The organism is Plantactinospora sp. B24E8 (assembly GCF_039871735.1).
In the GTDB taxonomy this organism is placed as follows: Bacteria; Actinomycetota; Actinomycetes; order Mycobacteriales; family Micromonosporaceae; genus Plantactinospora.
The window spans coordinates 149,972-176,079 of the sequence record NZ_JBDPMH010000007.1 but is presented as its reverse complement, the minus strand read 5'-3'; the positions used below and the strand labels follow the sequence as shown (position 1 = coordinate 176,079).

The 26,108-nt window shown below is 70.6% G+C and carries 25 protein-coding genes; 15 read left to right on the top strand and 10 right to left on the bottom strand.

Translation table 11 applies throughout. The features are described from left to right. Positions 1-4: 4 nt before the first annotated feature. The 5 genes from ABGB21_RS14000 to ABGB21_RS13980 all read right to left on the bottom strand — a co-directional run bounded on the left by ABGB21_RS14000 (position 5) and on the right by ABGB21_RS13980 (position 6,040). On the bottom strand, positions 5-1,759 hold the full coding sequence (locus ABGB21_RS14000) for an ABC transporter substrate-binding protein (RefSeq protein ID WP_347652915.1): 1,755 nt from the start codon (positions 1,757-1,759) through the stop codon (positions 5-7). Positions 1,760-1,911: 152 nt separating this feature from the next. Then, positions 1,912-2,910, bottom strand: a complete 999-nt coding sequence (locus tag ABGB21_RS13995; RefSeq protein WP_347678077.1) for an ABC transporter permease — start codon at positions 2,908-2,910, stop codon at positions 1,912-1,914. A 12-nt stretch (positions 2,911-2,922) separates the two neighbouring features. After that, positions 2,923-3,939, bottom strand: coding sequence for an ABC transporter permease (locus tag ABGB21_RS13990; RefSeq protein ID WP_347652917.1), 1,017 nt, complete (start codon positions 3,937-3,939; stop codon positions 2,923-2,925). Next, a complete protein-coding gene (locus tag ABGB21_RS13985) occupies positions 3,936-4,976 on the bottom strand; it encodes a dipeptide ABC transporter ATP-binding protein (protein ID WP_347678075.1) in 1,041 nt (346 codons plus the stop codon). Before ABGB21_RS13985 ends, ABGB21_RS13990 begins: the two co-directional genes overlap by 4 nt. After that, positions 4,973-6,040 (bottom strand): ABC transporter ATP-binding protein, encoded by a 1,068-nt coding sequence (locus ABGB21_RS13980; RefSeq protein ID WP_347652919.1) that lies wholly within the window; start codon positions 6,038-6,040, stop codon positions 4,973-4,975. The genes ABGB21_RS13985 and ABGB21_RS13980 overlap by 4 nt, the downstream gene beginning before the upstream one ends. Positions 6,041-6,366: 326 nt before the next feature. Between ABGB21_RS13980 and ABGB21_RS13975 the strand changes: the two genes are divergently transcribed. The 7 genes from ABGB21_RS13975 to ABGB21_RS13945 all read left to right on the top strand — a co-directional run bounded on the left by ABGB21_RS13975 (position 6,367) and on the right by ABGB21_RS13945 (position 15,061). After that, positions 6,367-6,921, top strand: coding sequence for a Uma2 family endonuclease (locus tag ABGB21_RS13975; protein WP_347652920.1), 555 nt, complete (start codon positions 6,367-6,369; stop codon positions 6,919-6,921). Positions 6,922-7,065: 144 nt separating this feature from the next. Continuing rightward, entirely contained in the window at positions 7,066-8,502 is a 1,437-nt protein-coding gene (locus tag ABGB21_RS13970; RefSeq protein ID WP_347652921.1) for a TldD/PmbA family protein, read from the top strand. 154 nt (positions 8,503-8,656) lie between these two features. Then, positions 8,657-10,045, top strand: a complete 1,389-nt coding sequence (locus tag ABGB21_RS13965; protein WP_347652922.1) for a metallopeptidase TldD-related protein — start codon at positions 8,657-8,659, stop codon at positions 10,043-10,045. A 68-nt stretch (positions 10,046-10,113) separates the two neighbouring features. After that, positions 10,114-10,887, top strand: a complete 774-nt coding sequence (locus ABGB21_RS13960; protein WP_347678073.1) for a hypothetical protein — start codon at positions 10,114-10,116, stop codon at positions 10,885-10,887. A 347-nt stretch (positions 10,888-11,234) separates the two neighbouring features. After that, on the top strand, positions 11,235-12,056 hold the full coding sequence (locus ABGB21_RS13955; protein WP_347652924.1) for a hypothetical protein: 822 nt from the start codon (positions 11,235-11,237) through the stop codon (positions 12,054-12,056). A gap of 12 nt (positions 12,057-12,068) precedes the next feature. After that, positions 12,069-13,994 (top strand): fumarate reductase/succinate dehydrogenase flavoprotein subunit, encoded by a 1,926-nt coding sequence (locus ABGB21_RS13950; protein ID WP_347652925.1) that lies wholly within the window; start codon positions 12,069-12,071, stop codon positions 13,992-13,994. Then, entirely contained in the window at positions 13,994-15,061 is a 1,068-nt protein-coding gene (locus ABGB21_RS13945; protein WP_347652926.1) for a succinate dehydrogenase/fumarate reductase iron-sulfur subunit, read from the top strand. Before ABGB21_RS13950 ends, ABGB21_RS13945 begins: the two co-directional genes overlap by 1 nt. 94 nt (positions 15,062-15,155) lie before the next feature. On the opposite strand, the gene ABGB21_RS13940 is transcribed toward ABGB21_RS13945, so the two are convergent. Continuing rightward, positions 15,156-15,548 (bottom strand): (deoxy)nucleoside triphosphate pyrophosphohydrolase, encoded by a 393-nt coding sequence (locus ABGB21_RS13940; protein WP_347653072.1) that lies wholly within the window; start codon positions 15,546-15,548, stop codon positions 15,156-15,158. A gap of 265 nt (positions 15,549-15,813) precedes the next feature. Here ABGB21_RS13940 and ABGB21_RS13935 point away from each other — a divergent pair, with 265 nt between their 5' ends. Both ABGB21_RS13935 and ABGB21_RS13930 read left to right on the top strand, forming a co-directional pair. Next, positions 15,814-16,125 (top strand): 4a-hydroxytetrahydrobiopterin dehydratase, encoded by a 312-nt coding sequence (locus tag ABGB21_RS13935; RefSeq protein WP_347652927.1) that lies wholly within the window; start codon positions 15,814-15,816, stop codon positions 16,123-16,125. A gap of 53 nt (positions 16,126-16,178) precedes the next feature. After that, on the top strand, positions 16,179-16,541 hold the full coding sequence (locus tag ABGB21_RS13930) for a PH domain-containing protein (RefSeq protein WP_347652928.1): 363 nt from the start codon (positions 16,179-16,181) through the stop codon (positions 16,539-16,541). A gap of 123 nt (positions 16,542-16,664) precedes the next feature. Here ABGB21_RS13930 and ABGB21_RS13925 read toward each other — a convergent pair whose 3' ends face one another. Beyond that, positions 16,665-16,958, bottom strand: a complete 294-nt coding sequence (locus tag ABGB21_RS13925) for a DUF1905 domain-containing protein (protein ID WP_347678071.1) — start codon at positions 16,956-16,958, stop codon at positions 16,665-16,667. A 140-nt stretch (positions 16,959-17,098) separates the two neighbouring features. Between ABGB21_RS13925 and ABGB21_RS13920 the strand changes: the two genes are divergently transcribed. Beyond that, a complete protein-coding gene (locus ABGB21_RS13920) occupies positions 17,099-17,683 on the top strand; it encodes a Uma2 family endonuclease (RefSeq protein WP_347652930.1) in 585 nt (194 codons plus the stop codon). 158 nt (positions 17,684-17,841) lie between these two features. After that, entirely contained in the window at positions 17,842-18,249 is a 408-nt protein-coding gene (locus ABGB21_RS13915) for a hypothetical protein (protein WP_347652931.1), read from the top strand. Positions 18,250-18,282: 33 nt separating this feature from the next. Here ABGB21_RS13915 and ABGB21_RS13910 read toward each other — a convergent pair whose 3' ends face one another. From ABGB21_RS13910 to ychF, 3 genes are read right to left on the bottom strand one after another with little or no spacing between them, the layout of a single operon-like run. Further along, positions 18,283-18,678, bottom strand: a complete 396-nt coding sequence (locus ABGB21_RS13910) for a PIN domain-containing protein (RefSeq protein WP_347652932.1) — start codon at positions 18,676-18,678, stop codon at positions 18,283-18,285. Continuing rightward, positions 18,675-18,914: a hypothetical protein gene (locus ABGB21_RS13905; protein WP_347652933.1), complete on the bottom strand. Its 240-nt coding sequence runs from the start codon at positions 18,912-18,914 to the stop codon at positions 18,675-18,677. The genes ABGB21_RS13910 and ABGB21_RS13905 overlap by 4 nt, the downstream gene beginning before the upstream one ends. Before the next feature lie 44 nt (positions 18,915-18,958). Continuing rightward, positions 18,959-20,044, bottom strand: a complete 1,086-nt coding sequence (gene ychF, locus ABGB21_RS13900) for a redox-regulated ATPase YchF (protein ID WP_347652934.1) — start codon at positions 20,042-20,044, stop codon at positions 18,959-18,961. A 190-nt stretch (positions 20,045-20,234) separates the two neighbouring features. Here ychF and ABGB21_RS13895 point away from each other — a divergent pair, with 190 nt between their 5' ends. From ABGB21_RS13895 to ABGB21_RS13880, 4 genes are read left to right on the top strand one after another with little or no spacing between them, the layout of a single operon-like run. Next, positions 20,235-21,728 (top strand): AlkA N-terminal domain-containing protein, encoded by a 1,494-nt coding sequence (locus ABGB21_RS13895; RefSeq protein ID WP_347678069.1) that lies wholly within the window; start codon positions 20,235-20,237, stop codon positions 21,726-21,728. Further along, positions 21,725-22,276, top strand: coding sequence for a methylated-DNA--[protein]-cysteine S-methyltransferase (locus ABGB21_RS13890; RefSeq protein ID WP_347652936.1), 552 nt, complete (start codon positions 21,725-21,727; stop codon positions 22,274-22,276). Before ABGB21_RS13895 ends, ABGB21_RS13890 begins: the two co-directional genes overlap by 4 nt. A 47-nt stretch (positions 22,277-22,323) precedes the next feature. Further along, positions 22,324-24,156 carry an ABC transporter ATP-binding protein gene (locus tag ABGB21_RS13885; RefSeq protein WP_347678067.1) on the top strand — a complete coding sequence of 611 codons (1,833 nt, stop codon included), beginning with the start codon at positions 22,324-22,326 and terminating at the stop codon, positions 24,154-24,156. A 47-nt stretch (positions 24,157-24,203) separates the two neighbouring features. Continuing rightward, the gene (locus tag ABGB21_RS13880; protein ID WP_347652938.1) at positions 24,204-26,063 is read left to right on the top strand and encodes an ABC transporter ATP-binding protein; all 1,860 of its coding nucleotides are present in this window, start codon (positions 24,204-24,206) and stop codon (positions 26,061-26,063) included. Positions 26,064-26,108 lie beyond the last annotated feature (45 nt).

The following is a 26,108-nucleotide window of genomic DNA, read 5'->3' as shown; positions in this document are numbered from 1 at the left end:
CCCGTCAGGGCTTGAGGTAGGCGTTGTAGTAGACCGGGGTGCCGAACTGCTCGGAGATGAGCAGGCCGCCGACCTTCGGGCCGGTCACCAGGAAGGTGTTGTCCTGGTAGATCGGCACCACCGGGGCGTACTTCTCCATGATCATCTGGTCGATCTTGGCCCACTCCGGGCCCGCCTCGCCGGCCGGGAGTTTGCTGACCCGGTCGATCTCGGCGTTCACGTCGTCGGCGTTGAAGTACGACACGTTCGAGTTGCCCTGCGGGCCGAGCTTGCGGCCGTCCCAGAGCACCGGGATCGTGGAGACCGCGCTCGGCCAGTCCGCCGCCCAGTTGCTCAGGTAGATGTCGTACGGGTTGCCCCGGGTACGGGCGGTCGGGTTGTGGTCGTCGACGTACTGCACGGTGACGTCGAAGCCGGCCTTCTCCAGGCTCTGCTCGACGATCGGCGCGGTCTGCTGGCCGAAGGCGGTGCTCCGGGACATGAAGACCAGTTTCGGCCGCTGCCCGCCGAGCAGTTCCTTCGCCTTCTCCGGGTTGCCGGTCGGACCGCCGTCGTACGGGTTCGGGTAGTTCGTCTGCCCGATGGTGGTGTCGGCGAGCAGGGTGTGGGTGAGCCGGCCGGACGCGTCACCGCCCTGGGTGGCGAGGATGCCCTGCTTGTCGATGGCGTAGGCGATCGCCTGCCGGACCTTCAGGTCCTTGATCCGGTCGTTGTTGATGGAGAGGTACCAGACCGACGGCGCGGTCTTGCGGATCACCCGCTCGCCGAGCGAGGTGTCGGCGAGGACCTGGTTGACCAGCGCCTGCGGCACCTCGTCCCAGGCGACCGCGGCGGCGTCCGCGCCGTTGCCGGCCAGCGCCCGCTCGGTGGCCGCCTGGTCGTCCGGCCCGAACTCGACCTCGATGGTGTCCGGGTAGGCGTGCCGCAGCGGGTCGGTCTTCGGGTCCCAGTTCGGGTTCCGCTCCAGCACGAACCGGGCGTCCTTGGCGTACTCCTTGATTTTGTACGGTCCGGAGGCGACGACCCGGCGGTCGTACTCGGTTCGGGTGTCCTGCGCCTTCGGCACCGGCACCGAGGTCGGCAGGGAGAGCGCGAACGGCAGGTCGCAGTGCGGCGTGGCGAAGCTGAAGACCAGGGTCCGATCGTCGGAGACGGTCAGCCCGGGGACGGTGTCGCTGCCCGAGGTGTACGGCCCCTTGTAGTTGGCGTTGTACGTCGGGTTGTCGGCCAGCCACTCCTGGATGTACGTCGGTCCGCCGTCGATGCTCTCCTCGAACGACCGGGCGATCCCGTACGCCACGTCGGCGGCCCGGATCGGCGTGCCGTCCTCGAACTTCACCCCCTCCTTGAGGGTGTACTCCCAGGTCTTGCAGTCGTTGTTGACGTCCTTGCCGGCGTCGGTGGCGAGGTCGCCGACGAGCAGCACGCCGCCCTTGCCGTCCTCCTTGAAGACGGTCAGGGTCCGGACGAACATCTGCTGGATCGACATGCCGATGAAGGTGTAGGTGCGCTGCGGGTCGAGGTGTTCGAAGTCGGCCTGGGTGATCAGCTTGAGGGTGCCGCCGGGCTGCGCCCCGGGAACCTCCGCCGCCGGCCCCTGGGAGTCCTTGGGGTCGGTCGCGATCGAACTGGTGAACTGCCGCCCACCGCCGTTGTCGGAGTCACCGTTGTCGCCGGTGTTCTCCGAGCAGGCGGCCAGCGCACTGGCGGCGAGGACGAGCGCGGCGCTCGTCGCGGCCACCGTGAGCCTTGGTCGCATCGGACTTCCTCCTGGTCTCGTTCCCGCAGGTTCAGGTGCTCAGGTACTGAAAGAAATATTCAGGTAAACAGCCGTGAAGGTAAGTTTCATGACAGTAACGATGGGACAACGTTTCCGTGGTCGCGCCGACCCCGACCGGGAGACCACACTGGTCATCCCAGCCGGACCCGGGGGTCGACCACCGCGTACAGGACGTCCACCAGGACGTTCGCCGCCACCACGAAGACCGCGGCGAGCAGCACTGTGGCCATCACGATCGGCATGTCCAGGTTCAGCGCCGCGTTGAGCGCGGTCCGGCCCAGCCCGGTGAACCCGAAGACGGTCTCGGTGATGACCGTGCCGCCCAGATACGCGCCGAGGTCCAGCCCGGCGATGGTGATGATCGGGGTGATCGCCGCCCGGAGCGCGTGCCGGCCGTACACGGTGATCTTCGGCAGGCCCTTGGCCCGCGCGGTCCGGACGAAGTCCTCCGAGAGCGTCTCCAGCATCTGCGCCCGGGACAGCCGGGCGTAGGTGGCGGAGTTGAGGAAGCCGAGCGCGAACCAGGGCAGCAGCATCGCGGACGCCCAGGCCACCGGGTTCTCGGTGAGCGGGGTGTACCGGGGATAGCTCAGCAGGCCGGTCTCGTAGACCAGGCCGATCAGCAGCAGCGGCCCGAAGAGCAGGATCGGCATCGAGGCGCCGACCAGCGAGGTGCCGACCGCGAGCTTGTCGAAGACGGTGCCCCGGCGCAGCGCCGAGAGCATCCCGATGGAGATCCCCAGCATCAGCCAGACCACCGCCGCGCCGAAGACGATGCTCAACGTCACCGGCAGGGTACGACCCACGATGCCGCTGACCGGCTCGTCGTTGCGGAACGAGAAACCGAGGCAGGGCGCCGGGCAGTCCCGGGCCGTCTCACCGGCACCGATCGTCCGGCCGACGAAGATCCCCCGCATGAAGTCGCCGTACTGCACCACGATCGGCCGGTCGAGCCCCATCCGGCGCTCGATCATCTCGACCCGCTCCGGGCTGCAGACGTTCTTGCTGTCCCCGCACATCAGCTCGGCCGGGTTGTTCGGCACCGCGAAGAACAGCCCGAACGTCACCACGCTGACCGCGATCAGCGTGCTCAGCGCGAGCAGCACCTTCTTGACCAGGAACCGCAGCATGTCCCCGCCCCCCTACCGGCTCGACTTCGGATCGAGCGCGTCCCGCAGCGAGTCACCGAAGAGGTTGAACGCCAACACCAGCAGGAAGAGCGTGGTACCACCGACAATGGTGAAGCTCGGTACGTCCCGCAGGTAGCGGACGCTGTCGTTGATCAGCCGGCCGAGGTCCGGGGTCGGCTCCAGGACACCGATGCCGAGGAACGACAGCGCCGCCTCGGCGGTGATCAGCGCCGGCACGTTCAGCGAGAAGGTGACCAGGATCGGCGCCCAGAGGTTCGGCAGCAGCTGCCGGAACAGGATGTGCCCGAGACCGGCGCCGGAGGCCCGGGCCGCCTCCACGAACTCCCGCTCCCGCAGCGACAGCACCTGGCCGCGGACCAGCCGGGCCGAGGTGGTCCAGTTGAACATCACGAAGATCAACACCAGCAGCGCCGGGCGGAACCAGGACGCCACCTCGTCGCGCGGACCGTAGAACTGGTTCACCGCCAGCGGCACGAACGCGAAGCAGAAGATGTAGAACGGGAACGCCAACGCGAGGTCGACGACCCAGGTGATCACCGCGTCGACCCAGCCGCCGACGTACCCGGCGACGATTCCGACCACCACCCCGAGCGCGATGGTCAGCACCGCCGCGGTGAAGGCGATCATCAACGAGGTACGGAGGCCGTAGACGACCTGGATGAAGATGTCCCGCCCGATCCCGGGCTGGATGCCGAACCAGTGCTCGCCGCTGACCCCCGCGTAGCCGAGCGGAAAACCGTTGCGGTCCAGCCGCTCCGGGAACCGCTCCTGCGGACCCTTGCCGTAGAGCCGGGCGACCAGTGGCGCGGCCGCCGCCAGCAGGATGAACAGCACCAGCACCGTACCGCTGACCATCGCCACCCGGTCCCGGCGCAGCCGCAGCCAGGCGAGCTGTCCCGGCGACCGGCCGACGAACTCCGTCGCGCCGGCCGTGCCGATGTTCCCGCCGCCCGCCTCGACCTGGGCCGCGGCCGCCTCGACCTGCGCGGTCACCTGCTGCTCGCTCACCGGCCGTCACCTCCCTCGGCGCCGTCCACAGTTGACCCGATCGACGACTCCACCGCCCCCTCCGGAAAGTGGCAGGCCACCGCCGCGCCACCGGGATCCCGTACGGTCAGCGCCGGCTCCTCGGTCGCGCAGACCTCCCGGGCCTTCCAGCACCGGGTCCGGAACCGGCAGCCGGACGGCGGATCCAGCGGTGTCGGTACGTCGCCGGTCAGCCGGATCCGCCCGGCCGGGCCGAGTTTTGTCACGTCCGGTACGGCCGACAGCAGCGCCCGGGTGTACGGGTGCCGGGGCCGCTCGTAGATCTCGGCCCGGTCCCCGATCTCCACGATCCTCCCGAGGTACATCACCGCGACCCGCTGGCTGAAGTGCCGGACCACCGCCAGGTCATGTGCGATGAAGACGAACGCCAGCCCGAGTTCCCGCTGCAGGTCGCGGAGTAGGTTCACCACCTGGGCCTGGATCGAGACGTCGAGGGCGGAGACCGGCTCGTCGGCGACGATCAGTTTGGGCCGCAACGCCAGCGCCCGGGCGATCCCGATCCGCTGCCGCTGGCCGCCGGAGAACTCGTGCGGATAGCGGTTGTAGTGCTCGGGATTCAGCCCGACCAGTTCCAGCAGTTCCCGTACCCGGGTCCGGATCCCGCCGGGTGGGGAGACCCGGTTGACCCGCAGCGGCATGGCGACGATCTCGCCGACGGTGTGCCGGGGGTTCAGCGAGGCGTACGGGTCCTGGAAGATGATCTGCAGGTCCTGGCGCAACGGTCGCAGCGCACCCCGACCAAGGTGGCTGATGTCCCGGCCCTCGAAGACGATCCGGCCACCGGTCGGTTCGAGCAGCCGGACCAGCAGCCGGCCGGTGGTGGTCTTGCCACAGCCGGACTCGCCGACCAGACCCAGCGTCTCCCCCGGCCGGACCACGAAGTCCAGCCCGTCGACCGCCCGGACCACGCCGCCGCCCCGCCCCCGGAACCCGCCCCGGACCGAAAAGTGCTTGGTCAGCCCGGAGACCTCCAGCAGTGGTTCGTGCGGCGCGTTCACCGGTCCACCCCCGCCTCGGCGGCCTGCTCGGCGTACCGCCGTCGCTCCTCCTCGGGGAGGTGGCAGGCGACCAGGTGCCCGGTCCCACCTGCTGGACGCAGTTCCGGCACCGCGGTGCGGGACCGGTCGCCGGTGTGGTCGGCGTACCGGCAGCGGGGGTGGAACGCGCAGCCGGGTGGGAGGTGGATCAGGCTCGGCGGGTTGCCGGCGATCGGCACCAGGTCCGCGTCCGGGTCACCGTGCAACGACGGCACGCTGGAGAGCAGACCCCAGGTGTACGGATGCTGCGGCCGACGCAGCACCTGTTCGACGCTGCCGTGCTCGACGGCACGGCCGGCGTACATCACCAGGATGTCGTCGGCGACCTGGCTGACCACGCCGAGGTCGTGGGTGATCAGGATGATCGCGGAGTTGAACTCCTGCTGCAGGTCGGCCAGCAGGTCGAGGATCTGCGCCTGCACGGTGACGTCCAGCGCGGTGGTCGGCTCGTCGGCGATCAGCAGGTCCGGGTCGTTGACCAGGGCCATCGCGATCATCACCCGCTGGCGCATGCCGCCGGAGAACTCGTGCGGGTACTGCTCGGCCCGGCGTGCCGGCTGCGGGATGCCGACCCGGTCCAGCATCTCGACGGCGCGCCGTGCGGCCGCCCGCCGGCCCGCGCCCGGATGGTGGGTGCGGTACGCCTCGGCGATCTGCCGTCCGACCGGATAGTACGGATGCAGCGCGGAGAGCGGATCCTGGAAGATCATCGCCAGGTCCCGGCCACGTAGTTTGCGGATCGCGGCGTCGGGGAGCCCGACGAGGTTCCGTCCGGCGACCCGGATCTCGCCGCTGATCTCGGTGCGCCGGGGATCGTGCAGGCCGAGTATCGCGAGGCTGGTGACGCTCTTGCCGGAGCCCGACTCGCCGACGATGCCGAGGGTCCGCCCACGGTGGACGGCGAACGAGACCCCGTCGACCGCCCGGACCGGTCCATCCTCGGTACGGAACCGGACCCGCAGGTCACGCACGTCGAGGTACGGCCCGTCGTCGGCGACCGGGGCAGTCACGGTCGGTGCCGCCACGCTCCACCCTCCTCTCCCGCACCGCCGCCGGTTTCCGCTGGTCGTCTGCCGGTTTCCGGCGGAGACGCACCCGGACAGCGGGTGAAGGTAACTTACAACAGAGTTCAGAGAGTGAAAATAAGCTCCAGATCCTGATCTGTCCGCCGGCTCGACGGAAGCCTGCACATCACGTGGCCCCATTCAAATCCGCCGCACCGGAACCTGTCGACCCCGTCCACAGTGAGTGACCGGTCGCCACCCCGTCGTGTCGGTCGGCTGTGCCAGACTGGCGCCGTACGGGTGGAGGCGCCCAGACCCGGCACCGCGACGACGACTCGGAGGTGACCATGACCGCGGCGGTGTTCGACCACGGCGGCCCGTGGACCGAAGCGGAATACTTCGCCCTCGGCGAGACCCGGGATCGCGTCGAACTCTTCGACGGGAGCCTGCACGTGAGCCCTGCCCCCACCCCTCGACACCAGCGTATCTCCCGGCGACTCGGGAACGCACTGGAGACCGGCGCCGACACCGCCGGCCTGCACGTGCTGGAGGCGGTCAACGTACGACTGCGTACGGGTCGGATCCCCATCCCGGACCTGGTGATCGTCGAAGACATCAACTTCGACGAACTGGTCGTCGACGCCGGGGCGGTCCGGCTGGTCTGCGAGATCACCTCGCCGAGCAACGCCGCGACCGACCAGGTGCTCAAGATGCACTACTACGCGACCGCCGCCATCCCGTGGTACCTGTTGGTCGAGCAGGACACCGGCACCCTGCGGCTGCACCGGCTGGACGGTGCCCACTACGTCGAGCACGCGATCGTCAAGCCCGGCGAGGTGCTGCGGCTGACCGAACCGGTGACGGCGGAAATCCGGCCCGAAGAACTCCTCCCACCCCGCTGAGCGGCTTCTTCGCATAAGGTCGTTCCATGATCGGCTGCCGGTGACCCCGGCAGCCGGTCACGCCGTCGGACCGGCCGGGCCTCCGCTGGAGCCGGTCGACCGGAATCGGCGGAACGATCCGGGGGCGCACCGAGGGGGATGTTGATGGCCGAGTTCGAGGTGGCGACGGCGGCGGTCCAGGCGGCCCTTGACGCCGGGGCCCGGTACGCCGACGCCCGGGTGATGCACCGCCGCTACGAGTCGATGACCGCCCGCAACTCCGAGGTCGAGTCGGTCAACCAGGACGAGAGCGCCGGCCTCGGGGTCCGGGCGCTGGTCGGCTCGGGCTGGGGCTTCTACGCCGTACCCGAACTCACCGACTCGGCGGCCCGGGCGGCGGGCGAGCGGGCCGCGCGGATCGCCGCCGCCAGTGGCCGGGTCGCCGGCCCCGGCAGCACCCTGCTCCCGGTGCCGGCCAGCACCGGCTCGTGGAGTTCCCCCTGCGAGATCGACCCGCTCTCGGTCTCCCTGGCCGACAAGGGCGACCTGCTGGTCCGGGCCACCGGCCTGTCCCGGGACCACGGCGCCGACCAGGCCGAGGGGATCTACCAGATCTGGGACACCCGCAAGTGGTTCGTCTCCAGCGAAGGACACCGGATCGACCAGCACATCCGGGAGTGCGGCGCCGGCATCTCGGCCACCGTCATCGGTGACGGCGAGACGCAGCGCCGCTCCTACCCCAGCTACCGGGGCCAGTACGGCACGCAGGGCTGGGAGCTGGTCAACTCGCTCGACCTCACCGCGCACGCCGGCCGGATCGCCGAGGAGGCCCGGGAACTCGTCACCGCCCCGCTCTGCCCGGCCGGCGAGACCACCCTGATCCTCGGCGGCGAGCAGATGGCGCTGCAGATCCACGAGTCGGTGGGGCACGCCATCGAACTGGACCGCATCCTCGGCTGGGAGGCCGCCTTCGCCGGCACCTCCTGGCTGGACCTGGGCCAGCTCGGCACACTGCGGTACGGCTCCGAGCTGATGAACATCACCATCGACCCGACGATCCCCGGCGCGCTGGGCAGCTTCGGCTTCGACGACGAGGGCACCCCGGCGACAAAACGGGACGCGGTCCGCGAGGGACGATGGGTGGGCACCCTGGCCGGGCGCGACTCCGCCGCGGTCGCCGGCCTCGACTACGCCGGCAGCGTACGGGCCGACGGCTGGGCCCGGCTGCCGATGGTCCGGATGACCAACGTCGGCCTCGAACCCGGCCCGCACACCCTGGACGAGATGATCGCCGCCACCGACGACGGCATCCTGATGGACCTCAACCGGTCCTGGTCGATCGACGACAAGCGGCTCAACTTCCAGTTCGGCTGCGAGATCGGTTGGGAGATCAAGAAGGGACGCCGGGGCCGGATGCTCCGCAACCCCACCTACACCGGGATCGGGCCGCTCTTCTGGCGCTCGATGGACATGCTCTCCTCGGAGATCGTCTCCTGGGGCACCCCGAACTGCGGCAAGGGCCAGCCGGGGCAGATCGGGCACACCGGCCACCCGGCCGCACCGGCCCGGTTCACCGGCGTCCGGGTCGGAGTCCACGGGTGAGCGCGAGGAGTGAGCGGGGTGTGCGAGCCCCGCAGTCGCGAACGAAAGCAGGTCCCGTGAGCGCGAGGAGTGAGCGGGGTGTGCGAGCCCCGCAGTCGCGAACGAAAGCAGGTCCCGTGAACAGCAGCCACCGGCAGAGGAAGGGACCGCACCGATGACCACTCCACTCGACCTCGCCGGCCGGGTCGTCGACCTGGTCCGTCAGATCGCCGGCCCGAACGCCGAGGCGGAGGTCGGCACCGACACCGCCGAGTCGGCGCTGACCCGGTTCGCGAACTCGTTCATCCACCAGAACGTCGCCGAACAGGGCACCACAGTCCGACTGCGCCTGCACCTCGACGGCCGGACCGCCGGTGGCTCGTCCACCGTGGTCGATCACGACGGCCTGCGTGACCTGGTCGAACGGACCGTCGGCGCGGCCCGGCTCAGCCCACCCGACCCGGCCTGGCCGGGCCTGACCACACCGACCCCGGTCGACGGCACCGGCAACTGGGACGATGGCACCGCCACCGCCACCGCCGAGCAGCGCGCCGAGCGGGTACGCGAGTTCGTCGACGCCGCCGGCGGGCTGGAGGCGGCCGGCTACTGCCGTACCGGACGTCGGGAGGGTGCGTTCGCGAACACGGCCGGCCACTCGGCGACCGGCCGGAGCACCGAGGCGGCGATGGAGGGCATCGCCCGCTCCGGCGGCGTCGACGGGGTCGCCCGGCTCGGCGCGGTACGGCTGACCGACCTGCACGGTGCCGTACTCGGGGCCCGGGCGTCGGTGAAGGCCCGGGCCGGCGTCGCCCCGGTCGAACTGCCGCCCGGCCGGTACGAGGTGGTGCTGGAGCCGAGCGCCGTCGTCGACCTGCTGCAGAACCTCGCGATGTACGGCTTCAACGGCAAGGCGTACCAGGAGCAGCGGTCGTTCGCGGTGCCCGGTGCCGAGCAGTTCGACCGGACGGTGACGCTGGTCGACGACCCGCTGGTCACCCCGGCGTTGCCGTTCGACGCCGAAGGTACGCCCCGGACACCGTTCGCCCTGGTCGAGCACGGTGTGACGACCGCGGTGGCGCACGATCGGCGTACCGCCGCCGTGGCCGGGACGGTCTCGACCGGACACGCGGTGCCGGGTGGCGCCGCGGTCGGGGGCATACCGCTCCACCTGGGACTGCTGCCGACCGACTCGCCGAACGGCACCCCCCGGGCCACCGAGGTCTCCGGTCCGGTGGTCGACTCCGACACCGCCGCCCTGGTCGCCGGGATGCGCCGCGGGCTACTCGTCACCGACCTCTGGTACACCCGGGTCCTGGACCCGAAGTCGCTTGTTGTCACCGGTCTGACCCGCAACGGTGTCTGGCTGGTCGAGGACGGCGAGGTGACCACGGCGGTACAGAACCTCCGGTTCACCCAGTCGTATCCGCAGGCGCTCGCCCCGGGTGCGGTGCTCGGGATCGGCCGGCACGCCGTGCTGCTGTCGCAGACCTTCAGCAGCGCCTGGTGGTCGGCGCCGGCGCTCCGGCTGGCCTCGTGGAACTTCACCGGCGGTGCCTCCGGCTGACGATGTCGGGTCGTCGGGCCGACCGTCGGCGGGATGCCGGGTTCGCGCGGCGGTGCTTGACTGGTGGCGTGACGGACGACGCCACCACCCCCCGCCCGGACGATCCGCCCTCCGCCGCCGCTGGCGACCCGCCCCCGGCGGGCGCCGACACCCCGCGCTCTCCCCACCCGGGCGCCGACACTCCGCGCTCCCCCGGCCCGGACGATCCGCCGTTCGTGGGCGCGACGGGACCGGCCGACCCGGGCGGCGGGACCGGCACCGTACGGCCGGACGACGGAACCGGTCGGCGGGGTCGGACCGATCCGGCAGCCCGGCGTCGGCGCCGCCTGCTGATCGGCGGCGGCGTGGCGGCGGCCGTACTCGTCCTGCTGGTCTGCGGTGTTCTCGGCGCGGCCGCCGCCGGCTTCGGTCGGCTCGCCAACCGGGTCGAGCGTGGTCACGAGGTACGCGACCGCGCCGAGACCGCCTGTCAGGACCTGGAACGGCGGCTCAACCGCCTCGTACCGCCGGGCGCGGCGAGAAACCCGGGTCAGCGGGCATCGGCGATCCGGGACGAGAACGCGGCGCTCCGCCCGTTCCTGTCCGAGATCGAGCGACTGCCGGGCTGGCGCGACGACGATGACGATGACGAGGTGGGTGACGGCCGGCTCGACGCGTGGCGCCGGCTGGTCGACGCACGGTCCAGCTACGCCGACGCCCTCGACCGGCAGGTGACCGCCGGCGAACCGGCGTTTTTTGTCGCACCGCGGGACCACCGGGGCGATCCGGTGCTGGAGCGCCTGACGCGCGGCCCCGAGTCGTGCGCGGCGGCCGCCCGCCGACTCGCCGCCCCCGACCTGTGAGCCGGCGACACCACCGGGCCCACTGAACAACAACACCGCCGGGCCGGCAGCTCTCCGACCTCATCGGACAGCCGCCGGCCCGCATCCGTGACGGCGCGGAAAGACGAACAGGTCGTCGGGTCGAGTGAAGTTCTGCACAACAATGCCCGGATCCGGTGACAGGACTTTCGTAACCGACGGGAAACCCGCCACACTCCCTTGCGCAGATGACCGTCCGTGTGCGGCGTAACGTGTGCACCGACGCGGACGCAGGTAGCGCGGCTGCGGGTCCTCCCCTGCCCGCGCGGCCCCGCCGGAAACATCACCAGTGCCCGTCAGCCAGATCGGGCCCCGTCAGGGAGACACAGATGACTACGAGGACGGCCCCACCTCCGGCCGGACTGCCGGGGAGCGTGCGTCAGCGCGCGGCCATCGCGGCAAAAACCCTGCGTACCGACCGTTGGTGGTTCGCTCCGCTGATCACGGTGGTCGGGCTCACCGCCTGGGTCGCCTACGCCACGGTGCGGGTGTTCATGCACGACCACTACTGGATCGCCGAATACCACTACCTGACGCCGTTCTACTCGCCGTGTGTGACGGAGGCCTGCATCCCCGAGGCCGCACACTTCGGCCGGGTGCTGCCGGGTTGGCCGATCATCCCGGACGCCGCGTTGACCCTGCCGTTCCTGCTGCTGTTCCGGCTGACCTGCTACTACTACCGCAAGGCGTACTACCGGTCGTTCTGGCTGTCGCCGCCGGCCTGCGCCGTCCCGGACGGACACAAGACCTACAGCGGGGAGACCCGGTTCCCGCTGGTCGGCCAAAACCTGCACCGGTACGCCTTCTACGCCGCCGTGATCATCTCGGTCATCAACACCTGGGACGCGGTGCTCGCCTTCCACAGCCCCGAGGGCTTCGGGTTCGGCCTGGGCAACATCGTCCTGCTCGGCAACGTGGTGATGCTGTGGGCGTACACGCTCTCCTGCCACTCCTGCCGGCACATCGCCGGCGGCCGGTTGAAGCACTTCTCGAAGCACCCGGTCCGGTACCGGTTCTGGACGTTCGTCTCCAAGCTCAACGTCCGGCACATGCAGCTCGCCTGGATCACGCTCGGCACGCTGGCGCTGACCGACTTCTACATCATGGCGCTCTCCCTGAACTGGTTCGACGACCTGCGGTTCATCAACTAAAGGGCCTCTGACATGACTACCCGAATCGAACGACACCACTACGACGTCGTGGTCATCGGTGCCGGCGGCGCCGGTCTGCGCGCGGCGATCGAGGCCCGGCTCGCCGGGAAGCGGACCGCGATCATCTCCAAGTCGCTGTTCGGCAAGGCCCACACGGTGATGGCCGAGGGTGGCGCCGCCGCCGCGATGGGGAACGTGAACTCGCGGGACAACTGGCAGGTGCACTTCCGGGACACCATGCGGGGCGGCAAGTTCCTCAACAACTTCCGGATGGCCGAGCTGCACGCCAAGGAGTCGCCGCAGCGGATCTGGGAGCTGGAGACGTACGGTGCGCTCTTCGACCGCACCAAGGACGGCAAGATCTCGCAGCGCAACTTCGGTGGCCACGAGTACCCGCGGCTGGCGCACGTCGGTGACCGTACCGGGCTGGAACTGATCCGTACCCTGCAGCAGAAGATCGTCTCGCTGCAGCAGGAGGACAAGCGGCAGCACGGCGACTACGAGGCCCGGATCAAGGTCTTCGCCGAGACCACCATCACCGAACTGCTGCTGGACGGGGACCGCGTCGCCGGCGCGTTCGGCTACTACCGGGAGTCCGGCGAGTTCGTGCTCTTCGAGGCGCCGGCGGTGGTGCTGGCGACCGGCGGTGTCGGCCGGTCGTACAAGGTCACCTCGAACTCCTGGGAGTACACCGGAGACGGGCACGCGCTGGCCCTGCGGGCCGGCGCGACGCTGATCAACATGGAGTTCCTGCAGTTCCACCCGACCGGCATGGTCTGGCCGCCCTCGGTGAAGGGCATCCTGGTCACCGAGTCGGTCCGGGGTGACGGCGGCGTGCTGCGCAACTCCGAGGGCAAGCGGTTCATGTTCGACTACGTCCCGGACGTCTTCCGGAAGCAGTACGCGGAGACCGAGGAGGAGGCGGACCGCTGGTACACCGACCCGGACAACAACCGGCGCCCGCCGGAACTGCTCCCCCGCGACGAGGTGGCCCGGGCGATCAACGCCGAGGTCAAGGCCGGTCGGGGCAGCGCGGCCGGTGGCGTCTACCTGGACATCGCCAGCCGGCTGCCGGCCGAGGAGATCAAGCGCCGGCTGCCGTCGATGTACCACCAGTTCAAGGAGCTGGCCGACGTCGACATCACCAAGCAGCCGATGGAGGTCGGCCCGACCTGCCACTACGTGATGGGTGGCGTCGAGGTGGAGCCGGACAGCGGTGCCGCGCACGGGCACGTGCAGGGTCTGTTCGCCGCCGGTGAGGTTTCCGGCGGCATGCACGGCTCCAACCGGCTCGGCGGCAACTCCCTGTCTGACCTGCTGGTCTTCGGCAAGCGGGCAGGTGGGCACGCGGCGTCGTACGCCGAGGGGCTCAGCAAGCGCCCGAAGGTGTCGGCGGCCGACGTCGAGACCGCGGTGGACCGGGCGCTGGCCCCGCTGGAGCGCGACGGCGGGGAGAACCCGTACAAGCTGCAGCAGGACCTCCAGGCGGTGATGGGCGACCTGGTCGGCATCATCCGACGCAAGGGCGAGCTGGAGGACGCCCTGGTCCGGCTCGCCGAGCTGCGCGACCGGGTGAACAAGGTCAGCGTCACCGGCGGACGCCGGTACAACCCGGGCTGGCACCTCGCCCTCGACCTGCGCAACATGCTTGTCGTCTCGGAGTGCACCGCGAAGGCGGCGCTGGAGCGCGAGGAGTCGCGCGGCGGGCACACTCGGGAGGACTTCCCGACGATGGCGCCGAAGTGGCGCACCGTCAACCTGGTCTGCTCGCTCGACGGCGACAAGGTGCGGCTGGAGCACAAGCCGCTGCCGAAGATGCGCGCGGAGCTGATCCGGCTCTTCGACCGCACCGAGCTGGGCAAGTACCTGACCGAGGAGGAGCTGGCGGAGTTCGACGCCCTCTCCGCAGAGGCGCACGCTGAGGAGGCGGCCAAGTAATGGGCACCCAGGACGCGACGGCCAACGCCGGCACCACCCGGCACTTCCGGGTCTGGCGGGGCGACGAGACCGGCGGGGACCTGACCGACTACCAGGTGCAGGTCAACGAGGGCGAGGTGGTCCTCGACGTGATCCACCGGCTGCAGGCGACCGAGGCGCCCGACCTGGCCTGCCGGTGGAACTGCAAGGCCGGCAAGTGCGGCTCCTGCTCCATGGAGATCAACGGCATGCCCCGGCTGGGCTGCATGACCCGGATGTCGACCTTCGACGAGACCGAGACCGTGACGATCACCCCGTTGCGGACGTTCCCCGTCATCCGGGACCTGGTCACCGACGTCTCGTTCAACTACGAGAAGGCCCGGGAGACCCCGGCGTTCGCGCCGCCGACCGACCTGGCGCCGGGCGAGTACCGGATGCAGCAGGTCGACGTCGAGCGGTCGCAGGAGTTCCGGAAGTGCATCGAGTGCTTCCTGTGCCAGAACACCTGCCACGTGGTCCGGGACCACGAGGAGAACAAGGAGGCCTTCTCCGGCCCGCGGTACTTCATCCGGGCGGCTGAGCTGGACATGCACCCGCTCGACACCAAGACCGACCGCAAGGAGTACGCGCAGGCGTCCCAGGGCCTCGGCTACTGCAACATCACCAAGTGCTGCACCGAGGTCTGCCCGGAGCACATCAAGATCACCGACAACGCGATCATCCCAATGAAGGAACGCGTCGTCGACCGGCGGTACGATCCTCTTGTGTGGTTGGGCAGCAAGATCTTCCGACGCGGGCAGAGCCAGGCCGAGCAGCCGACGCCGCGTGATCCAGACCAGCTCGGCGAGGCGCACTCGCATGCCGGCGGGTCCCACGATGCGCAGGCCGAGGCCGAGGCCGAGCGGGGTGTGCACTGGGACCGGCAGGTGCCCCAGCCGCAGGCTCCGGCGGTGGACTCCCGGGGTCGCCTCCCGATCAGCGAGTTCACCTTCGACAAGCCGGCCGCGCCGTCGCCGTTCGGCGAGGACGTGACCTTCCCGATGCCGGCGCAGGATCTGAACTACGCCCACCCGGAGCAGAAGGACTGATTTCTCTCGCGGAGCGTACGAGGGCCGAGGCGATGCCGGTGGCCCTCGTACGCTCTGCGGGTTCTCCGCCGGCACCCGGTCCGGGTCCGCGCCGTCAGGCGGTCTCGGCGGCCAGTACCGGGCGCAGCGCGGCCACGATCGGCACGTCCGCCGGCAGCCAGGGGACGCTGTCCAGCTCCTCCGGACGCAGCCAGCGCAGTTCGGCGTGCTCCAGCGCCCGGGGCTGGTCGTTCCCGACCAGCCGGGCCAGGTACACCCGGAGCACCGAACGGCCGTGGCCCATCGGCACGTCGCGGCCGACCCGGTCACCGATCTCCACCCGTACGCCGAGTTCCTCGGCGCACTCCCGGACCAGCGCGGCGATCTCCGTCTCCCCGGGCTCGACCTTGCCGCCGGGGAACTCCCAGCGGCCGGCGGCCTCTGGCGGACTGGACCGCTCGCAGCCGAGCACCCGCCCGGCCACGATGATCGCCGCCCCCACCACAATCCGGGGGTCACGCCTTCCCCGCCCGGCAAATCCCCCATCCGGCACGGGATGGCCGCTACCACTCGCCCGTTCGTCACGCACGAGCATCCAGCGTGCCAGATCAATCGGGAATTCGGGTACCGGAGCCGTCCCCACGGTCAGCAGAACACGGAAGGGTGGACGTGGACACACCAGCCGCTCAGCGACAGACTAGGGAACACCGACCGAGACACGGGATGGCGACGATTTGGCCACAAGCCGGCAACGACGCCTGGGAGGTATGGCGATGCGTGCTCTGTGGGGTGGCCGGGTGGACCGCGACTACCTGAGTGACGCACTCACCTTACTGGGCGACTGGACCCGTGAGGGTCAGCAGATCAGACGGACCCTGGTACTCGACGACACCCAGCACGCGGCGCTGACCGAACGCGTGAAGATCATCGCGGACGCCCTGCACCTGCGCCCCGAGATGCGCCGCCTGGACGGTCACACCCAGATCAGGATCGGTTGCCGGGACGGCGAGGAACTCACCGAGGGTGAGGTCACGCTCGCTGCCCGGATCGAGGAGGTCTACCGGGCCGTGACCAGCAACAGCTGACCCGCCATCGAGCGATGTCAGGCCGGGTGGCGCGGCGCGCCTAGCCTGGGGTCATGACCAACATCGCCTACGACCGTCGGGAACAGCTTCAGCAGATCCAGAGCGGGCTGCTCGACGGGGAGCAGGTCATCGCCGTCTACGACGCGATCGGCACCGGCACCGGCTTCATCGGGCTGACCGACCGACGCGTGATCATCCAGGACAAGTCGTTCGTCGGCAAGAAGTACGCCATCACCAGCATTCCGTACGCGAAGATCACCAGCGTGAGCGTGGTCAGCAACAAATCCTGGGGCGGATCCTTCTTCTCCACCGGCGCGATCGCGATCCACGTCGGCACCCACACGTACGAGGTCGAGTTCCGGGGTGACAAAAAGAGCCACCACGTACACAACGTGATCCTGCACTACATCTCGTGACCGCCGGGCAGTCAGGCCAGCACCACCGGTTCGGTCAGGACAGCAGGGGGCGCCAAGGCGTACGGGCGACACCGGATGCCGAACGAGGGTCGGGCTTTCCTCATCCCACCGCCGGCAGCCCCGTCAACGCTGCTCGTTATCGCGCCATGCGGGACGCAGCGTCACCGCCACGGCATCGCCCTCGCCCAGGTCTTCGGCCTGTCTGACGGCAGCCTTGACCGGTACCAGATAACGGCCCTCCCTGGGGAAAAGGGCCGTCCTGAACCCGGTGCCACCGATCACGACGTGCACCGGAACCTGGCCCCAGTAGATGAGTGACCGCGCCTCTTCCCTGAGTTGGGCGCTGTCGGACTCGGGCATGGCCACGAAAAAGTACGGTGCCGGGCCACGCCACTCGATGATCTCGCCGTCGAACACCCACTCCACGGTGAATCATTGAACCAGCTCAGGGTTGGACCCGTCGCCTCGCCAAGGACCGCCGGTCCGGTGAACCATCAGGGCGGACGGCGGCGCACCAACACTCCTGAGCCACGGTTACCGAATGCTACGGTGGCCGCATGACCGCGGTGCCGGAGTGGATGCGCCCGCCTCGCCTTGAGGGGTGGTACGCCGACGACCTCGATCACCTTCCCGAGGCGCCCCGCCACACCGAGCTGATCGATGGAGCACTCGTCTTCATGATGTCCCCGCAGCGGGCTTGGCACAGCCGGGCTGTCTCCGCGTTGCTGTTCGCCCTCACGGAACAGGCTCCGGATGGTGTCGAGGTCGAACGGGAGATGACGATCCGGCTCGACAGACACAATCGACCCGAGCCCGACCTCCTCGCTACGCGGGCGCCGTGCTTCGACCCGGACCGTACCTTCTACACACCCGACCAGGTACTCCTGGTCGTGGAGGTGGTCTCGCCGGAGTCGGCACACCGAGATCGCACGGTCAAGCTGCGCAAGTACGCGGAAGCCGGCATACCGAACTACTGGCGTGTCGAGGACGAGGGTGGATCACCGGCGATCCACGCCTACGAGCTCGACGAACCCACCCGGTCGTACGTGCCGACCGGTATCCATCGGCACGAACTGCGCACCACGACACCGTTCGCGATCAAGCTCGACCTGGACGGGCTCGTGCCCGGCCGAAAGAGCTGAGTCGGGCGCTGACTCTCGCCAACGGGTCAGCGCAATCGGGCACGGCGTACGTCGTTGTCGGACCGGTCGCCCACGTAAAGGGCGAGGACTACGTCGCCCACGGACGCGGACGGTGTCCCGAGCCGAACGGCCGCGATCGGGTTGGCTAGCGTGTCGCCGTGGACCACACGGCACGGTTGATCACTCGAAGCTGCACCACCGGCTGGGCGGACTGGATCCATGGAGAGCTGTGGTTGCTTCCCGACCTGCTGGTACGACGTCGCCTGACCCTCAAGGCCACCCGTGCCAACAAGAACCTTCCCACGGTGTCCCAGCCGCTGCCCGAAGTAGAGGCGGCGTCCCTGGACCTGAACGAGATCGCCGACGCCCACCGGACCAACAAGGTTCTGGCGTTCGACGCCGTAGCTGAGGCTCGGCTCCATCGCGGCATTCTCACGGACCGGCTGGCGCTGAGAATGCGCGATGGCAGCCGCCACAAGCTGCTGTGGCTGAGAGTTGATCCCGCGTACGAGGTCCTGTGTCAGGCACTCGGCGAGCCGCTGGGTCACCGCCTCAGGGAAGACTGATCCCGGCGCAGGGGCTGCTGCCGGAGAAGCCACTCACAGCCCGATGATCCGAACCCGCTGCCCGCACAACTTGGCCATGTCATCGACATCGGATGTGAGGACCGCTACCGGCGCGGCTAGCCGGAGTGCCACCTCGGCGACCATGGCGTCGATGGCGTATCTGTGCCCATGCAGCCCCGCCGCCTTCAGTAGCTCCGCACTGCGACGGGCACTCTCCTTCGTCACCGGCTCCACCCGGATCCGGGACAGCAACCAGCTCAGCCGTGCGACGTCCACACCCGGGTGGGAAACTTCGATGACCGTCGCGGCCGACATGGCGAGATCGACTCCGTCACGTTCCGCCTGCTCCAGCAGACGCATCACTTTGCGATCCCGGTCGATCCACCCCGAGAGACCCTGCGAGTCGAGCACCAACGACTCCAGGCTCACGCCGCACGGTCCCTCTCCTCGGCCCCCTGCAGGAGTGCCCGGGTCTCCGCCATCTCCGCGTCGGTGAACGCCCCGAACTCCTCCTGGTAGCGGTCCAGATCCTCGCGCAGAAGCCTGCGCCGCTCGGCTCGCTCGGCCAACTCGGTGAGGTAGCCGGAGACGTTGTCGGTGTGCGTTTTCATGCTCTCCAACAGCTCCACCGGCAGGGTGATCGTGACCTTCCTCGTCCTCGCCATCGATCGACCATACCACGGTATTACCGCATGACGACGAGCTTGACTCAGACGTTGAAGCGGAACTCCACCACGTCGCCGTCCTGCATGACGTAGTCCTTGCCCTCGATCCGTACCTTGCCGGCGGCCTTGGCGGCGGCCATCGAGCCGGCCGCGCTCAGGTCGTCGAACGAGACCACCTCGGCCTTGATGAAGCCGCGCTGGAAGTCGGAGTGGATCACCCCGGCGGCCTCCGGCGCGGTCGCCCCGATCGGGATGGTCCAGGCCCGGGTCTCCTTCGGCCCCGCCGTCAGGTACGTCTGCAGCCCGAGCGTCCGGAAACCGACCCGGATCAGCTGGTCGAGACCGGGCTCGGACTGGCCGATCGACTCCAGCAGCTCCCGGGCCTCGTCCTCGGGCAGGTCGGTCAGCTCGGACTCGACCTTGGCGTCCATGAAGATCGCCTCGGCGGGGGCGACCAGGGCCCGCAGCTCGTCCAGCAGCTCGGCGTTGGCCAGCTCGCCCTCGTCGACGTTGAAGACGTACAGGAAGGGCTTGGTGGTGAGCAGGTGCAGCTCGCGCAGCTCGGCCACCTCGATGCCGGCGTTGGCCGCACCGGCGTACAGGGTGACCCCGGTGTCGAGCAGCTCGGCCGCCTTCTTCGCGGCGGTGACGGCGGCGTTGCGGTCCTTGCGGACCTTCGCCTCCTTCTCCAGCCGGGGCAGCGCCTTCTCGATCGTCTGCAGGTCGGCGAGGATCAACTCGGTGTTGATCGTCTCGATGTCGTCGCCCGGCGAGACCTTGCCGTCGACGTGCACCACGTTCGGGTCGGAGAAGACCCGGACCACCTGGCAGATCGCGGCGGCGTCCCGGATGTTGGCGAGGAACGCGTTGCCGCGCCCCTGCCCCTTCGAGGCACCCCGGACCAGGCCGGCGATGTCGACGAACGACACCGGCGCGGGAATGATCTTCTGCGAGTCGTGGATCTCCGCGAGCCTGGCCAGCCGGTCGTCCGGCAGCCCGACCACCCCGACGTTCGGCTCGATGGTGGCGAACGGGTAGTTCGCCGCGAGGACGTCGTTCTTGGTCAGCGCGTTGAAGAGCGTGCTCTTGCCGACGTTGGGCAGGCCGACGATGCCGATGGTTAGGCTCACGGGCGGCCAGTCTACTGGTCAGCGGACCGGCGCCGTACCGACGTCCGTCCGCCGCCGGCGCACCGGTCCGGCGGCGGTTGCCCGTCGGCACCACCGTCGACCTCGCCGAGCATGCCGGTCGGCACCGCTGAGCAGGCACAGGTCCGAATCCCGCCAGTCAAGCCGGCCGCCGCGCGGCACCATCGAAGGCGTGGAGTGGGACTTCGAACGGTGCTACCGGGCGGTCGACAGCCGAGACCCCCGGTTCGACGGCTGGTTCTACACCGGTGTGTTCAGCACCGGAATCTACTGCCGACCGTCCTGTCCGGCGGTGACCCCGAAACGAGAAAATGTCCGGTTCTTCCCGTCGGCGGCCGCCGCCAAGCGGGCCGGCCTGCGGGCCTGTCGACGGTGTCGGCCCGACGCCGCCCCCGGCTCGCCGGACTGGAACACCCGGGCCGACGTGGTCGGGCGGGCGATGCGGCTGATCGGCGACGGGGTGGTGGACCGGGAGGGCGTACCCGGGCTGGCCGGGCGACTCGGCTACACCGAGCGGCACCTGCACCGGATGCTGGTGGCCGAGGTCGGCGCCGGGCCGCTGGCCCTGGCCCGGGCCCAGCGGGCGCAGACCGCCCGGATCCTGATCGAGACGACCGGTCTCGGCCTGGCCGAGATCGCCTTCGCCGCCGGGTTCGGCAGCGTCCGGCAGTTCAACGAGACAATCCGCGAGGTGTACGCGGTGTCGCCGTCCGAGCTGCGCGCCGGCCGGACCCGCCAGCGCGGCGGAACGTCACCGAACCCGGACCCCTCCGGCACCGTCGGCGCGATCAACCTGCGGTTGGCGTACCGGCCGCCGCTGCACGCCGACGCCCTGCTGGAGTTCCTCGCCCTCCGGGCCGTACCCGGGGTGGAGAAGGTGACCGGTGGCACGTACCGGCGCGGGCTGCGGCTGCCACACGGACCGGCCACCGTCGCGCTGACCCCGCTGCCCGGGCACGTCGCGGCCGAGCTGCGGCTGGCCGACGTACGGGACCTGGCCCCGGCGGTGGCCCGCTGCCGCCGGCTGCTCGACCTCGACGCCGACCCGGACGCGGTGGACGGGCTGCTCGGCGCCGACCCGGCGCTCGCCGAGGCGGTGGCGAAGGAGCCCGGGGTCCGGGTGCCCCGGGCGGTCGACGGCTTCGAGATGGCGGTCCGGGCGATCGTCGGCCAGCAGATCTCGGTCGCCGGCGCCCGTACCACGCTGGCCCGGCTGGTCGCCGCCGCATCGGCCACGCCTGACGAGGAGGACGGGGCGGGCGAGGAGGACGGGGCGCCGGAGCCGGCGCTGCGGCCGTTCCCGTCCGCCGCGCAGATACTGGCGCTGCCGGACTCCGCGTTCGGCATGCCGGCCAGCCGGCGGGCGACCATCCGGGCGGTGGCCGGGGCGGTCGCCGCCGGGGACCTCGACCTCGACCCGGGCACCGACCGGGCGGAACTGGTGCGGCGACTCGTCGCGCTGCCCGGGATCGGGCCGTGGACCGCCGGCTACGTCGCGCTCCGCGCCCTCGGCGACCCCGACGTCTTCCTCGCCACCGACCTCGGCGTACGGCACGGCGCCGCCGCCCTCGGCCTCCCCAGCACCCCGACAACCCTCGACGCGTACGCCGAACGGTGGCGCCCCTGGCGCTCGTACGCGGTGATCAGACTCTGGAGAACACAGTGAGTGAACTGCACAGCGCCACCGTCGGCACCCCGGCCGGCCCGTTGACGGTCCTGGCCGACCCGGCCGGCGTGGTGTACGCCGCCGGCTTCCGCACGGACGGCGAGGAGCTGCTCGGCCGGGTGCATCCGCGACTGCGCCGGCCGGTCCGGGACCGGGCCGACCTCGGTCCGGTCACCGCCGCAGTACGCTCCTATCTGGACGGTGAGCTGGCCGCGATCGACGAGGTGCCGGTGACCCAGCACACCGAGGGCGCCTTCATGGCGTACGCCTGGCAGACGTTGCGGGAGGTCAAGCCGGGTGCGCCGGTGACATACACCGGTTTTGCCCACCTGGCCGGGCGTCCCAGCGCGGTCCGGGCCGCCGCGGCGGCCTGCGCCCGCAACGCGGTCGCGCTCTTCGTTCCCTGCCACCGGGTGCTGCGCACCGACGGCGGACTCGGCGGCTACCGCTGGGGCCTGCCGGTCAAGACCTGGCTGCTCGACCACGAGCTGCGCGCGACCGGCGCCACCCCACCGGTGCCGTCCAGGACGGAGCCGGCGAACAGCTGACAACAACATGACTCAACCGGCGTCGATGTTTACCGTACCGTCGGGGAATGGCCCCGGATCGTGACGACGAGCCCAGGGTTGGACCGGCCTCCCGGAAAGCACGCCCGGCACCCGTCCGGCTGCCCCGCAACCTCTGGCGACTACGCCACTACCTCCGCCCCTACCGGAGTCAGCTCGGCTGGCTGCTGATCGCGGCGTTCGCCGCGACCGGGGCGGGGATCGCGGTACCACTGGTGATCCGGCAGGTGGTGGACGGGCCGATCGCCGACCGCCACCCCGCCGGGGTGCTCCAGCTCGGCCTGCTCGCGCTGCTGCTCGGGCTGGCCGAGGCGTTCCTGATCTTCATACGGCGGTGGGCCCAGTCCTCCTCGGCCGTCGGCATGGAGACCAGCATCCGCGACGACCTCTACGCCCACCTGCAACGGCTGCACATCGGCTTCCACGACCGCTGGCAGTCCGGCCAACTGCTCTCCCGGGTCACCAGCGACCTCTCGGTGATCCGCCGCTTCCTCTCCTTCGGGCTGCTCTTCCTCATCGTCAACACCACCACCTACGTCACCGTGGTGGTGCTGCTGACCACCCTGCACGTCGGGCTCGGCCTGCTGGTCGCCGCCGGCACCGTGCCGCTCTTCCTGGCCAGCCGGCGGTTCACCCGGGCCTACCTGGTGGCGGCCCGCCGGCTCCAGGACGAACAGGGTGACCTGGCCACCCTGATCGAGGAGTCGGCGCAGGGGATGCGCACCGTCAAGGCGTTCGGCCGCCGGCCGGAGATGGTACGTCGGTTCGCCACCGGCACCCGGCAACTGCACGACACCGCGACCGGCAAGGGCCGGCTGCTGGCCCGGACCTCGGCCCAGTTCGACCTGCTGCCCAACCTGACCCTCGGCGCGGTCCTGGCCGCCGGCGCCGTCGCCGTGACACACGACGCCCTCACCATCGGCGAACTGGTCGCCTTCGTGACCCTGCAGCTCATGCTGATCTGGCCGATCGAGTCCCTCGCCTGGATCATCGCCAACGCCCAGGAGGCGATCGCCGCCGCCGACCGGATCCACGAGGTGCTCGACACCCGGCCGACGATCGTCGACCGGCCCGGCGCGGTGGCCCTGGCCGTACCCGGACCGACCGACCCCGGCGGGGCGCTGCGGTTCGACGGGGTCCGGTTCGGCTACCCGACCGGGCCGGCGGTGCTGCGCGACGTCGACCTGACCGTCGAACCCGGCGAGACACTGGCCATCGTCGGTGCCACCGGCTGCGGTAAGACCACCCTGCTGTCCCTGGTTCCCCGGCTCTACGACGTGACCGCCGGACGGGTCACCCTGGACGGGCACGACGTGCGGGACATCCGACTCGACTCGCTGCGGCAGCGGGTCGGGGTCGCGTTCGAGGAGGCCACCCTCTTCTCGATGTCCGTCCGGGAGAACCTCACCCTCGGCAATCCCGACGCCGACGAGGACGAGATCCGCGCCGCGCTCGGGGTGGCCCAGGCCGATTTCGCGTACGACCTGCCGTGGGGGCTCGCCACCCGGATCGGCGAGCAGGGGCTCTCCCTCTCCGGCGGGCAGCGGCAGCGGCTGGCCCTGGCCCGGGCCGTCCTCGGCCGGCCCCGGGTGCTGGTCCTCGACGATCCGCTCTCCGCCCTCGACGTACACACCGAGGCCCTGGTGGAGGCGGCGCTGGCCCGGGTACTGCGGAACACCACCGCGCTGCTGGTGGTGCACCGACCGTCGACGGTGGCGCTCGCCGACCGGGTCGCGCTGCTCGCCGACGGTCGGATCGCCGCCGTGGGCACCCACAGCGAACTGCTCGGCACCGTACCGGCGTACCGGGCGGTACTCTCCGCCACCGGCGACGCCGACGAACTCGGACTGGTCCGGTCGTGACGCCGACCGGAGCAGCTGACGGCGTAGCCGACGGACCGGCCGCCGGTGTGGCTGACGGCGTGGCCGTCGACGGGGTGGCCGGGTGGCGGGGCGTCGCCGCCGACCCGGGCGCGGACCGCACCGCCGCCGAGAGCGACACCGCGCAGGGCCTCCGCCGGCTCCGGGTCCGCAGCCGGGTGCTGCTCGGCTCGCTGATCCGACCACACCGGCGGCTGATCGCCGTCGCCGTCGCCCTGCTGCTGGTGCAGAACGCGGCCGGTATGGCCGGCCCGTACCTGGTGATGCTCGGCATCGACCGGGCCATCGGGCCGCTGCGCGCCGGAGATCCGGGGCCGCTGCTCACCGTCGCCGTCGCGTTCGGGCTCGCCGCGCTCACCGAGTACGCCGGCAAACGCGGTTTCCTCACCCTCTCCACCCGGATCGGCCAGGCCATCCTGCTCGACCTGCGCCGCCGGGTGTACGACCACTTCCTGCGCCTGTCGGTCAGCTTCCACGAGCGCTACACCTCGGGTCGGCTGGTCGCCCGGCTGACCAGCGACATGGACTCGATCGCCGAGTTGGTCGACGGCGGCATCGACGACCTCGTCCTCGCCGGGCTCTCCATCGTCTCGGTCGCCGGCATCCTGCTCTGGCTGGACCCGCCGCTGGCCGCGGCCACCCTGCTGGCGTTCCCGTTCCTGCTCTGGCTGTCCCGCTGGTTCGCCCGCGCCTCCGCGCACGCCTACCGGCGTACCCGGGAGGCGGTGGCGCTGGTGATCGTCCACTTCGTCGAGTCGCTCGGCGGCATCCGGGCCGTACAGGCGTTCCGCCGCGAACCCCGCAACCAGCAGATCTTCACCGTCGTCAACGACGACTACCGGCGGGCCAACCTGCGGGCGTTCCGGCTGCTCGCCGTCTACTCCCCGGCGATCAAGGTGATCGGCAACGTGACGATCGCGGTGGTGCTGACGTACGGCGGCACCCGGGTGCTGGACGGCGGAATGGAGATCGGGGTACTCGCCGCGTTCCTGCTCTACCTGCGCCGGTTCTTCGAGCCGATGCAGGAGCTGAGCCAGTTCTACAACTCGTTGCAGTCCGCCACCGCCGCGCTGGAGAAGCTGGCCGGGGTGCTGGACGAACGGCCGGAGGTGCCGGAGCCGGCACACCCGCGTCCACTGCCGACCGATCCGCCACGCGGGGCGGTCGAGTTCCACGCGGTCGGCTTCGGCTACCGGCCGCAGACCACGATCCTGCCGGAGCTGACCCTGACCATCCCGGCCGGCCAGACCGTGGCGCTGGTCGGGGCGACCGGGGCCGGCAAGTCGACGGTGGCCAAGCTGGTCGCCCGGTTCTACGACCCGACCCGGGGCGTGGTCCGGCTGGACGGCGTCGACCTGCGCGACGTCGCCGACGACGAGCTGCGCCGGGCGGTGGTGATGGTGACCCAGGAGAACCATCTCTTCGCCGGGTCGGTCGCCGACAACATCCGGTTCGGCCGGCCGACGGCGAGCGACGCCGAGATCATGGCCGCGGCCGACGCCATCGGGGCGCACGACTTCATCACCGCGCTGCCCGAGGGTTACGCCACCGACGTGCACCGGCGCGGCGGCCGGCTCTCCGCCGGGCAACGCCAGCTCGTCGCGTTCGCCCGGGCGTTCCTCGCCGACCCGGCCGTGCTGATCCTCGACGAGGCGACCTCGTCGCTCGACATTCCGAGCGAACGGCTGGTGCAACGGGCGCTGCGGACCATCCTGGCCGACCGGACCGCGATCGTGATCGCGCACCGGCTCTCCACCGTCGAGATCGCCGACCGGGTGCTGGTCCTGGAGGGCGGCCGGGTGGTCGAGGACGGCCCACCGGGGAGCCTGGTGGCCCGGGGCGGACGCTACGCGGCCCTGCACCGGCAGTGGCGGGACTCCCTGGTGTGAGCGACCGTGTCGTACCCGTACGGCAGCATGCCGGGCACCAGATCC